Origin of the sequence: Archangium violaceum Cb vi76 (genome assembly GCF_000733295.1) — a bacterium.
GTDB lineage: Bacteria > Myxococcota > Myxococcia > Myxococcales > Myxococcaceae > Archangium > Archangium violaceum.
Genome location: NZ_JPMI01000216.1, coordinates 55,071 through 67,673, shown reverse-complemented (window position 1 = coordinate 67,673; position 12,603 = coordinate 55,071). Strand labels below are relative to the sequence as shown.

8 protein-coding genes are annotated in these 12,603 nt (G+C 70.9%); 5 read left to right on the top strand and 3 right to left on the bottom strand.

Going from position 1 to position 12,603, the window contains the following annotated elements; genetic code table 11:
- Positions 1 to 2 precede the first annotated feature (2 nt).
- From Q664_RS28695 to Q664_RS58130, 3 genes are read right to left on the bottom strand one after another with little or no spacing between them, the layout of a single operon-like run.
- Positions 3 to 1,340 carry a sigma-54-dependent transcriptional regulator gene (locus Q664_RS28695; RefSeq protein WP_043402836.1) on the bottom strand — a complete coding sequence of 446 codons (1,338 nt, stop codon included), beginning with the start codon at positions 1,338 to 1,340 and terminating at the stop codon, positions 3 to 5.
- Positions 1,337 to 2,677 carry a sensor histidine kinase gene (locus Q664_RS28690; RefSeq protein ID WP_052518794.1) on the bottom strand — a complete coding sequence of 447 codons (1,341 nt, stop codon included), beginning with the start codon at positions 2,675 to 2,677 and terminating at the stop codon, positions 1,337 to 1,339. Before Q664_RS28690 ends, Q664_RS28695 begins: the two co-directional genes overlap by 4 nt.
- 50 nt (positions 2,678 to 2,727) lie before the next feature.
- Positions 2,728 to 3,030, bottom strand: a complete 303-nt coding sequence (locus Q664_RS58130) for a hypothetical protein (RefSeq protein WP_235216915.1) — start codon at positions 3,028 to 3,030, stop codon at positions 2,728 to 2,730.
- A gap of 432 nt (positions 3,031 to 3,462) precedes the next feature.
- Between Q664_RS58130 and Q664_RS58125 the strand changes: the two genes are divergently transcribed.
- The 5 genes from Q664_RS58125 to Q664_RS28660 all read left to right on the top strand — a co-directional run bounded on the left by Q664_RS58125 (position 3,463) and on the right by Q664_RS28660 (position 12,484).
- Positions 3,463 to 3,711, top strand: a complete 249-nt coding sequence (locus Q664_RS58125) for a hypothetical protein (RefSeq protein ID WP_043402832.1) — start codon at positions 3,463 to 3,465, stop codon at positions 3,709 to 3,711.
- Between the two features lie 147 nt (positions 3,712 to 3,858).
- Entirely contained in the window at positions 3,859 to 5,430 is a 1,572-nt protein-coding gene (locus Q664_RS28675; RefSeq protein ID WP_152622389.1) for an MBOAT family O-acyltransferase, read from the top strand.
- Positions 5,431 to 5,585: 155 nt separating this feature from the next.
- Positions 5,586 to 6,638: a hypothetical protein gene (locus Q664_RS28670; protein WP_052518791.1), complete on the top strand. Its 1,053-nt coding sequence runs from the start codon at positions 5,586 to 5,588 to the stop codon at positions 6,636 to 6,638.
- A 174-nt stretch (positions 6,639 to 6,812) separates the two neighbouring features.
- Positions 6,813 to 8,633, top strand: a complete 1,821-nt coding sequence (locus Q664_RS28665) for a serine/threonine-protein kinase (RefSeq protein ID WP_043402828.1) — start codon at positions 6,813 to 6,815, stop codon at positions 8,631 to 8,633.
- A gap of 71 nt (positions 8,634 to 8,704) precedes the next feature.
- Positions 8,705 to 12,484: a DUF3857 domain-containing protein gene (locus Q664_RS28660; protein WP_043402871.1), complete on the top strand. Its 3,780-nt coding sequence runs from the start codon at positions 8,705 to 8,707 to the stop codon at positions 12,482 to 12,484.
- The last annotated feature ends 119 nt before the right edge of the window (positions 12,485 to 12,603 follow it).

The window sequence follows — 12,603 nt, the reverse complement described above, 5'->3', positions numbered from 1 at the left end:
CCCTACTCCGCGGGCTCCTGGGCCTCGAGCAGCTTGTAGAGCGTCTTGCGGTCCACGCCGAGCAACCGCGCCGCCTCGCTCTTGTTGCCCCCGACATGCTGGAGCACATGGGCCGCGTACCGCCGTGACAGCTCCGCCAGGCTGGGCATGTCCCCGGCCAGGCCACTGAGCTTCTTCGGCGCATCCCCAATGGGCTCGGGGAAGTCCTGCGGCCCCAACACCCCCGTGACGTTGAGCGCGAGCGCCCGGGCCACCACGTTCTCCAACTGCCGCACGTTGCCGGGCCAGTCGTACGCGGTGAGCCGCGTCATCACCTCGGCCGTGACCACGGGTGCCGCGCCTCCCCGCGCATGCAGCGCGGCGAAGTGCTCCACCAGCGAGGGGATGTCCTCCCGCCGCTCGCGCAGGGGTGGCAGGTGCAGGTGCACCACGTCCAACCGATACAACAGGTCCTCGCGGAACAGGCCCTCGGCCACGCGCTCCTTCAAATCCTTGTTCGTCGCGGCCACCACGCGGACGTCCACCTTCACCGGCGCGCTCTCTCCGACGCGGCGGATCTCCCCCTCCTGCAGCGCGCGCAACAACTGCGCCTGCACCTTGGGCCCCACATCTCCAATCTCGTCGAGGAACAACGTGCCGCCGTGGGCCTCCTCGAACAGACCCCGCCGGGCTCCCGAGGCGCCGGTGAACGAGCCTCTCGCATGGCCGAACAGCTCGCTCTCCATGAGGGACTCGGCGATGGCGCCACAGTCCACGGGGATGAAGGCCCCATTGGAGCGCGGCGAGCGCCGGTGCAGCGCGCGGGCCACCATCTCCTTGCCCGTGCCCGTCTCGCCGGTGATCAGCACCGGCACCGACGTGGCCGCCGCCCGGGCCACCTGCTTGTAGACCTCGAGCAGCGCCGGGCTGCGCCCCACCATGGAGCCGCGCTCCACCTGCTTGCGCAGCGAGCGGTTCTCCTCCACCAGCCGCTTCTGCTCCAACGCGCGCTTCGCCACGCGGACGATGGCGTCCACGTCGAAGGGCTTGGCCAGGTAGTCGAAGGCGCCCTGCTGGATGCTGTCCAGCGCGCCCTCGATGTTGCCGAAGGCCGTCACCACGATGACGGGCGTGTCCGGCATCTGCGCACGCACCTCGTTCAACACCGTGAGCCCATCCCCCGCGTTGGGCATGGCCATGTCGGTGAGCACCAGGTCGAACGGCCCCTCCTCCGCGAGCCGCGTGCTGGCCTCCTTGGGGTGCGAGGCCTGGGACACCTCGCCGAGCATGCCGAGCAGGCGCTTGAGCAAGTCCCGCGCGTGGGGATCATCATCGACGACGAGGATACGGGCGGGACTCATGTACCGACTCCGCGAACAGGGGGGGCAGCCTCGGCCGCGAGGGGAAAGCGGACCGTCACCCGGGTGCCCCTACCCAATTCCGAGCGCACCAGCAACACGCCGCCATGGGCCTCCACCAACCGCTTCGTGGTGGCCAGACCAAGCCCGTGCCCGGGAATCCCCAGGGTCTCCGGGCCCCGGAAGAAGGGCTGGAAGAGCTTCGCCTGCGTCTCCGGGCTCATGCCGGCGCCATTGTCGGCCACCTCCAGCACCGCCTCGCCGCCCTCGCGCACCACCTTCACGGAGACATGTGCCTCGGGCCGGCCCGCCGTGTACTTCACCGCGTTGGACAGCAGGTTCTGAGCGATCAGCTGCAACAACTGCGAGGGGCAGGACACCTTCACCCCGGACTCCAGCGAGCGCTCCAGCGCCACGCGCTGCGCGGCGGCCGTCTGGCTCACCTCCAGCAGCAGCGTGCTCACGGCCGTGTCCAGCTCGCCCACCGCGGGCTCGCCCCGGGTGCCCGCGCGGCAGAAGCGCAGCAGCGCCTCGATGAGCTCCCCCATGCGCACCGCGCTGGACTCGGAGAGCGACACCAGCTCCAGCGCCTGCGCGTCCTTCACCGCCCCCGAGCGGCGCAGCAGCGTGAGGTACCCCTTCAGGGGCGACAACGGCCCCATCAGGTCGTGCGCCACGCGCCGGGTGAAGGCATCCAACTCCTGGTTGCGCCGGTCCAGCTCCTCCATCTGCGCCTGGATGGTGGCCTCCTGCCGCTTCAGCACCGAGGTGATGCGCCAGCCCACCCCGAGCGACACCAGCACCGCCAGCAACGTCACCCCACCGCCGAACGCGAGGTTGCGCACGCGCAAGGACGCCAGGTGCTCCAACAGCAGCCGGGCCTCGTCCGCGTTCTCCCGCGCGAGCTGCCCCGCCAGACCGTCGATCTCCTCGGCCAGCGGGCGCACCTGCTCCACCAGGTGGTGCCGCGCCTGCTCCGCCTCCTGACGGTGAGAGAAGACCGCCGCGGCACGCACCTGCTCGGCCAGCCGGGTACACGCCATGTTGAAGCGCTGCCACACCACCAGCGTGCCGCCGTGGGGCAGCTCCCGCGTGTACTCCTGCGTGGCCTGGCGGATGTCGGCGAGGATGTCCTCCATCACCTCGTCGGCGGCCTCGCGCTGGGGGTCATCGGTGGCGCGGATGTGGGCCTCGATGGCGGACTCCAACGAGAGCGCGTCCACCCGGATGCGGCCGATCAGCCCGGCCCGGTCGAGCGCCTCCTGGACGCGTTCCGCCACCTGGCGGCCGGTGCGCACCTCCGTCCACAGCGTGAAGCCGGCCACCGCCGACAGCAGCATCACCGCGAACAGGAAGCCGGCGCGGTAGCCACGAATGGAGGCCCGTTCGCTCACGGACTACCAGCGGGCATCGGCGGAGCAGCCGGCGCCTGCGAGGGCTCCTGCGTGGGCTGGGGCTGGCTGCGCCGCCGGGCCCGCGAAAGCGCCGCCTGGTACCACACGTCCTCCAGCTCCTCCTGCAGCGCCGTCATCTCCCGCTGCCGCGTCACCAGCTGCGCGTTGTACTCCACCAACGAGTGCCTCACCGCCGCCGCCCGGCCCAGCTCGTCCTCCAACAACCGGGTGAGCTGCGCCGTCTCCGCCCGCTCCTGGGCCGCCGCCTCGAGCGCACTCTCGGCTTGCGCGAGCCTCATGGCGAGTGCTTCCGCACGTTCGCGCTCCTCCTGATACCGCCCCTGCCACCGCGCCACCTCCACCGACATCTGGGGCTCAGAGGATACCCGGGGGGTTGCACATCCCACTCCCAACCCACTCGCTGCCAACGCGATGAAGAGGTACCGCATGCCTTGGCTCCCGTCCTCCGGACACGCGGCATGCGCATCCGGGCTAGACCGGGCTGTACTGTCTCCGGCTGACATGAACAGCATCCCCAAGACGCGGCGTGTCGTCAAAGACCTCCAGCGCTTTCTGGGGAGGGTGCCCCCAGGCCGGGCAGGCGGAATGGGGAGAATCTCCGCAGCTCCGCGAGGCCTTCCCTCGGGAGGGGCCCTGGCACGGCGGGTGCTCTGTCTCCATCACGCAACGCCGCAATGCCGCGACGTTTCGTTGCTGCTCGGAGAATCCACATGAAGAACATCATCGCCGCCATCGCCCTGACCGCCTCCATGTCCGCGTTTGCCTCTGAGCCCGCGAAGGCCGAGGCCGCCCCGGCCGCCGCCCCCGCCGCTGCTCCTGCCGCTGCCCCCGCCGAGGCTCCGGCCGCCGAGGCCAAGGCCGAGGCCAAGCCGGAGGCCGCCAAGGCCGAGGCCAAGCCCGAGGCGAAGAAGCCGGGCAAGAAGGCGCCCAAGGCGACGACGGCCGCGGAGACCAAGTAGTCCTTCCGCTTCGTCTCGATGCACCGGTGAGGGCGCTTCCCTTCGTGGGGGGGCGCCCTCGCCGTTTTCGGGGACCTCCGGGCCACGGGCTGAAGCAGGGGGACAGGCACCCTCACCCCGTCCCTCTCCCGGAGGGCGAGGGGAGATTTGGTAACCTGTGGGCCACCGGCGCTCTCCGGCTCGCGGATGCTCTTCAACTCGCACGTCTTCCTCTTCGTCTTCCTGCCCGCGGCCCTCCTCGTCTACTTCGGGCTGGGACACCGCGGCCGCACGCGCGAGGCGCTGTTCTCCCTCCTCGCCGCCTCCCTCGTCTTCTACGGCTGGTGGTCCGCCGGCTACGTGCTGCTGCTCGTCGCCTCGCTGTCCTTCGACTACCTGCTCGGCGCCCGCATCGCCTCGCTGGCCTCCGTGGACAGGCCGCGCGCCCGCCGGCTCCTCATCGCGGGACTCATCATCGACCTCGGACTGCTCGCGTACTTCAAGTACTCGGGCTTCCTCGTGGAGAACCTCCAGGCGCTGCTCGGGACACACTGGGACTACGTGGCGCCCCGGCTGCCGCTGGCCATCTCCTTCTATACCTTCCAGCAGGTGGCCTACCTCGTCGACTGCTACCGCACCGGCCACCGCGAGCCGAGCGTGCTGCGCTACGGCCTCTTCGTCACCTTCTTCCCGCATGAGATCGCCGGGCCCCTGGTGAACCACCGGGAGATGCTCCCGCAGTTCGCCGAGCCGGACGTGGCGCGCCCGCGCTCCGAGCGCCTCACCGTGGGCCTCACCTGCATCTTCCGCGGCCTGTTCAAGAAGGTGGCCGTGGCGGATGTCGTCGCGCAGTTCGCCAACCCCGTCTTCGCCGCCGCGGCCCAGGGCGTGCCGGTGGGCCTCGTGGATGGGTGGGTGGGCGCCATCGCCTTCTCGCTGCAGCTCTACTTCGACTTCTCCGGCTACTCGGACATGGCCATCGGGCTGGCGTGGATGTTCAACATCCGCCTGCCGCTCAACTTCGACACGCCCTACCGCTCGGCGAGCATCGTCGAGTTCTGGCGCCGCTGGCACATCTCGCTCTCGCGCTTCCTGCGCGACTACCTCTACGTGGCGCTGGGCGGCAACCGGAAGGGCCGCGTCCGCCGCTACGTCAACCTGATGCTCACCATGCTGCTCGGCGGGCTGTGGCACGGTGCCGGGTGGAACTTCATCCTCTGGGGCGGGCTGCATGGGGCCCTGCTCGTCGTCACGCACATGTGGACCGCGCTGCGCGAGCGGTGGGGACTGGCGCCGCTCGGGCAGGAGGGCCGGTGGACACGGCCCCTGGCCATCGCCGCCACCTATGTGGCCGTGGTGGTGGCCTGGGTCTTCTTCCGCGCCGAGACACTCGAGGGCGCGCTCGGCGTGCTCCGGGGCATGGCGGGGCTGGCGGACGGCGCGAAGACGGGGCTGGCCTTCCGCGCCGTGTGGAACGACGACCTCTCCGGCTTCTTCCGGGCGGCGACGAAGACGGGCGTGCTGCTCGCGGCGCTCCCGGTGGTGTTCCTCTCCGGCGGCCTGCACCGCTGGATGGGGCCGCACAACCCCGCGCTGGTGGACGACGCGCCCCAGGCATTTCCGGCATCACGCTGGGGCTGGCAGCCCACGCCGGGCCAGGTGCTCGCCTGCGCCGCGATGGCCGCCGTGGCCATCCTCCGCCTCAGCGAGGTGAGCGAGTTCATCTATTACAACTTCTAGCCCGGAGGAGGAGCCGGCTCCTCCCCCAGTTGGCACCTGTGCGGCGTTCTATCCTGGTGGGCGGCCCTGGCCCGCGGGTCAGTCCCAGCCTGGATGCCGGGCAGGCAAGGTGACGGGGGCCCTTCCGCTCCTTCCGTCTGCGTCCCGAAGCGGCGATGCTCTCCCCCTCGGACGAGCCCGTGAGCATGGACAGGTACCTCAAGCATTGGGCGGTGGCCACGGCGGTGCTCGTGCTGGGGGCGCTCGCGCTCAACCTGCTCGTGGATCCGCTCTGGTACGGCCGGGGCAACCGCCTCACGGGGCGCAACTACGAGTTCAACGAGCGCGTCTCCAAGGCCAACCTCTTCCTCCAGGACCCCGCCCGCTACGACTGCCTCATCCTGGGCAGCTCCACCTCCACCATCGTGCGCCCCTCGCTGCTGGCACCGCACCGCTGCCTCAACCTCGCGTTCAGCGCGGGCGTGGTGGGTGAGTTCCTCGCCTATGCCCGGTGGCTGCGCGCGCATGGGGCGAGGCCTTCGCTCGTCATCGTGGGGACGGACTTCGTGAACTTCGACCCCCGCGTGGACGCGCAGGTGGACGTGCCGGACTTCGTCGCCCGGAGCGAGGCCCCCCCGCCACGCTGGAAGAGCTACCTGTCCCTGGACGCGCTCCTCTGGTCGGTGCTGGCGGTGCTGGACCAGTCGCCCTACCCCAAGTTCTACGACGAGCGCTTCGAGGTGGTGATCCGCCCCGACGCCGGCACCTTCGACCCCGAGGGCGTGTGGCTCCCGCCGCGGGTGCTGGACCCGGCCCGGGTGGCGCGCTTCGGCGAGCTGCGCGGCCTCTTCCCCGAGGCCCGCTTCATCGGGTGGATGCCGCCGCTGTCCGCGTGGCACGTGGCCGAGCTGGAGCGCGCGGGCATGCTGCCGGACTACCTGCGCGGCCTGCACGCGCTCACGTCCGTGCTCGACGAGGTCTACGACTTCGCCGTGCCCTCGGATGTCACCGCGCGGACCGACAACACCTACGACGGGCGCCACTACGGCAACGAGGTCAACGCCCGCGTCACCCACAGGCTCGCGGGACACGAGGACACGTTCGGCGTCCGGGTGGGCGGATTGCCGCTGGAGGCCTACCGCGCGCTGTACACCGAAGGTCTACGGGTCTTCCGAAGCGGTGGGCAGGCGAACCCTTCCGCTCCGGTGAGCGGTCCTCCCATGCCGTAAGCACGTTCACCCACACGCATCGCCACCTCCCGCCCCGCCGCGAGTACGGGCAGTGCGGTGTAGGTGGAAAACGGTAGCATTTTCACATGCGCGCGCCTGTAGCGTCATGGATCATCGTGTACGCCCGGAAGCAGAAGGTTCTGCTACCCTGCGAGCCGTCTTCCCAAGCCCTCCATGCCATCGCTCGACGCTACTTCGACCGCCATCAGCCGGACGCACGCGCCGGATCTCATCCCTGGCTACCGCTTGGAGAGCCTCGTCGGCGCCGGCGGCATGGGAGAGGTGCACAAGGCCACCCAGCTGTCCTTGAACCGCATCGTCGCCGTCAAGCTGCTCAACCAGCAGCTCGCCCAGGAGGAGAGCTTCGTCGCCCGCTTCCAGAAGGAGGCCGCGGCGCTCGCCACCCTGCACCACCCGAACATCGTCTCCATCGTCGACAAGGGCAGCAACGCGTCGACGTACTACCTGGTGATGGAGTTCGTGGACGGGCCCTCGCTGCGCGAGCGGATGCGTGCCCCCCCGGAGGACCCGCAGGAAACGCTGCGGGTGATGCTGCAGATCTGCCGGGCCATCGAGTACGCGCACGGCCGCAACGTCATCCACCGGGACCTGAAGCCGGAGAACATCCTCTTCGACGAGCAGGCCGGTGACATCCCCAAGGTGACGGACTTCGGGCTGGCCTCGTTCCTCGAGGACACCAGCACGCGCTTCGCCCTCACCGGCACCCATATGGCCATGGGGACGCTGTCCTATATGGCGCCCGAGCAGCGGGTGGACGCCAAGAACGCGGACGGGCGCGCGGACATCTTCGCGCTGGGCCTCATCCTCTACGAGATGCTGGTGGGCGAGCTGCCCGCGGGCAGCTTCGAGCCCCCCTCACGCCGCAAGCCGAAGCTGGACTCGCGGCTGGACGGCATCATCGAGCGCTGCCTCAAGCAGCAGCCCTCGGAGCGCTACGCGACCGTCACCGACCTCATCCGGGACCTGGAGCCGCTCGCCCCGCACTACACCACCATGCGGCCGGCGAAGCTCAACCGGATGCAGCGCCTGAACCGGGCCGTGAAGAAGGCGGTGCGCGTCACGCTCCAGGGTGTGGCCACGCTGCTGGTGCTGTCCGCGCTGGGCATGTGGGGCGTCAGGTACTGGCACGTCACGAACAAGCGCGTGCCCAAGACGCCGGGCGAGGCGCTCACCGGGGAGATCGGCCCCCCCTCGGCGAAGGAGTTCGCGGGACGGTTGACGGCCGTGGAGGGCGAGCCACGCAAGGTGACCCTGGGTGACGGGAACGACAAGCCCTCCCTCCTGGTGTCGGGCCGCCCGCTCGACATGGAGGAGAAGAAGTTCGTCTTCCCGGCGGTGGGAGGCCAGTCGCGCGAGGGACTCGTGCGGGTGGACGTGCCAGGGATGAGGGGCGACACCGCCCGCCTCGTGGCCCAGGTGAACGCCCAGTACAACGATCCCGGCCTCTTCGAGACGCTCGCGCAGGTGGTGCTCGACGCCCCCCTGCCGGATGCGCAGGTCGCGCTGATGTTGGTGAAGAACGAGCAGACTCCGACGCGGTATATCGCCCTGGTGTATAGCGGCTCCGGTGCACCCATCCGGCTCGAGTGGAACCTGGGAGAGAAGCACGGCACCATGCTGGGCCCCGATTCTCCCGAAGGCCCCGTGGAGCTCGAGTTGACGGTGGACGAGGAAGGGAGCCTGGTCGCCTCGATGGGGACCAAGGGAGACAAGCGTCCCATCTTCGAGCCGCTCCAACTGGGAATGAACTGGCAGGAGCTGCGTTTCGGCCGAGCCCCCGTCCCCGCCTTCGGCTGCATCGAGGGCATGTGCCAGGTCGACAAGTTCAGCTACCAGGTCAAGCCGGTGCCCCCCAAGCCCGCCGGGGTCGTCCAGGCGTCGGCGCCCGTCCGGGTGGAGACCCAGAGAGCCGCTCCGGCTCCCGCCAGACGGCCCGCGCCCAAGCCCGCGCCCAAGGGCAAACGTTCGAAGTGAGCAGGAGAGAGGCCAACCGCTACACGTGGATGTGGCCTCACCCGGGGGATTGAATTATCCCTGTGCGCTCCATGCGCACGCCCACTCCCCGTTTCTCCGTGCTGCTGCTCGTCGCCGGCCTCGCCCTGGCCGGTTGTGCCCACTCCACCTCGCCCACCGAGGTGCTCGAAAATGCCGCCAACGCGGCGAAGAAGGGCACCACCGAGGCGCGCACGCTCGCGCTCGCCGGCTTCCACGCCTGGTTGATGGCGGGAGACCCGGCCGTGGCCCAGGCCCGCTTCGACGAGGCGGGCGCCAAGGACCCGGCCGACCCCTACGCCCTCTATGGACAGCACCTGCTCGCGCGCCGCGCCGCCAACCCGCGCCGCGCGCTCGATGCGGCGCTGGCCGTCACCACCCGCGCGCCCCGCCATCCGCTCGCGGTGCCCTCCGCCCGCTACGTGCTGGACCTGGTGGGCTCCTCCCCCGCCCTGGATGACGTCATCCTCACGGGCCTCCAGGCGGCGCTCGATGCCGGCGCCTCGGGCGAGGCCGCTCAACTGCTGCGCGCCAGCCAGGTGGCCATCCTCGGCCTGCGGGATGACCGGGCCGCCCAGGCCCGCGCCCTCAAGGACATGGGCTCGGTGGACACGGCCACCCTGTTGGGGCCCTTCTCCCCCTGGCACCTGCTCGCCTTCGACGAGACCACCCCGCCGGAGAAGGACGGCTCCCTGGCGGGCCCCTTCACCGGCCCCTTCGGCCAGCTCGTGCCGCGCACCCTGCGCGCCCCGGACAGCCGCCTGGACGTGGCGGGCGAGCCGGCCAGCGGCGACATCTACCTCATGGCCGTGGACGCGGAGGTGCCCGAGGCCGGTGTCTACCTGGTGCGCGCCGTCTCCGCCTCCTCCTTCAAGGTGATGGTGGATGGAGCGCCCCTGCTGGAGCGCCGCGACTTCACCCGCGCCGCGTCCACCGTGGCCGCGCGTGCCGTGCAGCTCGCGGCGGGCCGGCACCGCATCCTCATCAAGCTGCTGAAGGACCAGCAGCGCGGAGCCAACGTGTCCTTCGCCCTGGCGCGCGCGGACGGGAGCCCGTCGAACATCCGCTACAGCCCGGCCAGCGGGCCCGCGCCCTCCTCGTGGGGCTCGGCGCCCCGGGAGGCGAAGGCGGAGCTGGTGTACCCGCGCGCCGAGGACCTGGCCGCCGCGCTCGCCGGTGAGGCGGGCCCGCTGCTGGCGGACTTCGCCGCCGTGCGCGACGGAATGGGCCGGGACTCGGACGGGGCGTGGCGGCTGATGACGCGCCTGCAGAAGAGCGCCCAGACGGCCGCCGTGCTCTCGCTGCGCGCCGAGCTGGCCGCGCTGGACCGGAGCATCCCCACCAAGGTGTCGCGCGGGCGCTCGACGAGGGACCTGGAGTCGGCGCTGGCGAAGGACCCGGGCGACGTGACGGCGCTGCTGCTGCGCGCCGAGCTGTCGCTCAACGACGGGCAGTACGCCGCGGCCATGGAGACGATCAAGACGGCGCGGGCCGCGGCGAAGCAGCCGGGCTGGCCCGTGTACCTGCTGGAGGCACGCGCGGCCATGGCCCTGGAGGTGGAGAGCGCGGCCGAGGAGAGCGCGGAAGCGGCGCTCCAGGCCCAGCCGGGGCTGTGTGATGCGATGGGACTGCGCTACGGACTGGCCCGGCGCCGCGACGCGGTGGCTCGCGCGGACGAGCTGATGGCCTCGCTGGTGGGCTGTCCGGGCGCGCTCCCCCGTGCCGCGGATCACGCGCGGATGAGGGGAGACCTGGAGCGCTCGGCCGCCCTCTACCAGCAGCAGCTCGTGCGCAACCCGGGCGACATCACCACGGGCATGTCGCTGGCGGCCGCGTACGTGGCGCTGCGCCGCTTCGACGAGGCCTCGGCCACGCTGAAGACGCTGACCGCGCTCTGGCCGCGCAACCCGCGGGTGCTGGAGAAGCTGGCGGACGTGCGGGAGCTGGCCGGAGACGCGGCCGGGGCGCTGGCGCTGCGCGAGCAGTCGCTGCTGCTGGACGGGAGCAATCTGGCCCTGCGCCGCGCCGTGGTGCGCGCGAAGACGGGGCAGGAGCTCCTGCAGGCGCACGCCATCGACGGCCGGCAGGCCATCAAGGACTACGAGGCCAACCCGGGCCCCCAGGAGAGCGCCGCGGTGTACGTGCTGGACGCGGCGGCCACGCAGGTGTGGCAGGACGGCTCGCAGGTCACCCGCATCCACGGCATCCAGAAGGCGCTGGAGCAGAGCGGCGTGCAGGAGATCGCCGAGATGAACCTGCCCTCGGGCGCGCAGGTGCTGGCGCTGCGCACCATCAAGGCGGACGGCACGGTGCTGGAGCCGGAGAACATCGAGGGCAAGGACACCATCAGCCTGCCGGGCGTGCAGGTGGGGGACTACGTGGAGGTGGAGTACCTGGTGGCCGAGTCCTCGCGTGGGCCGGCGCAGCCGGGCTTCAAGGCGTCGGACTTCTACTTCCGCGTGGCCGACATGCCAGACCACCGCGCCACGTACACGGTGGTGGCGCCCAAGGGCACGGGCATGAAGGTGGACGCGCACAACATGAAGGCGCCGCCGCCGGTGGTGAAGGGGGACGAGGAGCTCTTCACCTTCGAGGCCCGCAACGTGCCGCCCTTCATCCCCGAGCCGGACGGCCCTCCGTCGAGCAAGGAGTACCTGCCCTTCGTGGTGGTGGGCGCGGGCACCACGGGCAACGACAAGCTGGTGGCGGTGTACTCGGACGCCTTCCTGGACAGGGGCGCGCTCAACTGGGAGCTGGAGGCATTCGCGCGAGAGACGGCCGGAGACAAGCGTGGACTGGAGGCGGTGAAGGCGCTGTACACGGCGGTGATGAAGCGCTTCACCGGCCGGGACGCGGGGCTGACGCAGTCGGCGGCGGGCTCGATCGCGCAGGACCGGGGCAGCCGGCTGTGGGTGATGAAGGCGGGGCTGGAGGCGCTGGGGATTCCGGCGCGGCTCGTGGCGGTGCGCACCTTCTCGGCGGACCCGGCGGAGTACCTCTTCCCGGAGGAGTCGCTGCTGCCGTACGTGGCACTGCGGGCGGAGGTGCCGGGCGAGGGGCCGGTGTGGCTGGACACCACCACGCGCTTCGCTCCCTTCGGCGAGCTGCCCGAGTCGGCGATGGGCGAGCGGGACGCGTACCTGCTGCCCGAGCCCGGCCGCCCGATGGAGAAGGTGAAGACGCCGCCCGCGAAGCAGCAGCCCGGCAAGCTGGTGAAGCTGACGCTGGAGGTGGATGGGAACGGCCACCTGACGGGCAAGGGCGAGGAGCAGTACACGGGCTTCGACGCGGCGCAGTTGGCGGAGGCCTTCGAGGCCATTTCCGGCGAGCGCCGGCGCCAGGCGCTGCAGAGCGCGGTGGCCCGCTACTTCGGCGGGGCGGAGCTGACGGACCTGAAGCTGGAGCGCACGGAGGAGGTGGGGGCGCCCTTCACGGTGCGCTATGCCTTCAAGGCGGCCGGCTTCGCCCGGGCGGACAAGGACAGGCTGTTGCTGCCGCCCGTCACCATGCCGGCGAGCCTGGGCCGCCAGTACGTGCAGCTCAGCACGCGCACCACGCCGCTCTACATCGACGACACGGAGACGAGCCGCACGGTGGTGGCGCTGACGATGCCGCAGGGCTTCCGGCTGTCGGATCCCCAGGCCCAGTTGAAGGTGGACGGCCCCTTCGGGCGCCTGGTGCGCACGGAGAAGCAGGAGGGGCGCACGCTCACCATCGACGAGACGCTGCGCCTGGAGCGCGCCCGCGTCCCCGTGAAGCAGTACGAGGACTTCGCGCACTTCGCCGGTGAGGTGGACCTCGTCCAGTCGAGGGACCTGGTGCTGGTGAAGTAGCGGAATTCCTTGGGAACCCAGTACCAGGTAGTCGTGGACGTGCTAACCTCCCCCGAGCTTCGACACCGGGGGAGTCCATGCCACTGCTGCGATTCGTTCTGTCCGGGACGAGGGCGTCG

Bases quoted from the DNA above. Each gene is read 5' to 3' on its own strand.
- Q664_RS28695 (WP_043402836.1), bottom strand. From the start codon at position 1,340: ATGAGTCCCGCCCGTATCCTCGTCGTCGATGATGATCCCCACGCGCGG.
- Q664_RS28690 (WP_052518794.1), bottom strand. From the start codon at position 2,677: ATGCTGCTGTCGGCGGTGGCCGGCTTCACGCTGTGGACGGAGGTGCGC.
- Q664_RS58130 (WP_235216915.1), bottom strand. From the start codon at position 3,030: ATGAGGCTCGCGCAAGCCGAGAGTGCGCTCGAGGCGGCGGCCCAGGAG.
- Q664_RS58125 (WP_043402832.1), top strand. From the start codon at position 3,463: ATGAAGAACATCATCGCCGCCATCGCCCTGACCGCCTCCATGTCCGCG.
- Q664_RS28670 (WP_052518791.1), top strand. From the start codon at position 5,586: ATGCTCTCCCCCTCGGACGAGCCCGTGAGCATGGACAGGTACCTCAAG.
- Q664_RS28665 (WP_043402828.1), top strand. From the start codon at position 6,813: ATGCCATCGCTCGACGCTACTTCGACCGCCATCAGCCGGACGCACGCG.
- Q664_RS28660 (WP_043402871.1), top strand. From the start codon at position 8,705: ATGCGCACGCCCACTCCCCGTTTCTCCGTGCTGCTGCTCGTCGCCGGC.